This is a genomic window from Corallococcus sp. AB049A (genome assembly GCF_003668885.1).
Classification (GTDB): domain Bacteria; phylum Myxococcota; class Myxococcia; order Myxococcales; family Myxococcaceae; genus Corallococcus; species Corallococcus interemptor.
Map to the genome: position 1 here is coordinate 1 of NZ_RAWL01001397.1, position 396 is coordinate 396.

A 396-nucleotide genomic window follows, 5' to 3' on the forward strand; every position below is an offset into this window, starting at 1 on the left:
GTTCACCGGCAGCGATTGGCACAACGGGCGTTACTTCCGTGATCGCGACTACACTGGCGCCGCATGGGACAGCCTGGCGCGCGAGGTCGCCACGCACGGCCTGCGCAACGGCTGGCTGCTGGCGGTGGCGCCGAACATGAGCACCGCGCAGATTGCAGGTTCCACCGCATCGATCGACCCGATCTACAGCGCGTTCTACTACGAGGAAAAAAAGGACTTCCGGCGGCCGGTGGCAGCGCCGGGGTTGTCGCTGGAAACCTGGCCGTACTACGAGAAGGGGGCGTACAAGGTCGACCAGTTCGCCAGCGTGCGCCAGAACGCGCGTCGCCAGCGCCATGTTGATCAGTCGATCAGCTTCAACCTGTACGTGCCCAGCACGATCCGCGCCAGCACCCT

General features: G+C 64.9%; 1 pseudogene. It reads left to right on the forward strand.

The window, feature by feature from the left end:
• Positions 1-396, forward strand: a pseudogene (locus D7X55_RS47310) (ribonucleoside-diphosphate reductase subunit alpha); the annotation flags it as partial.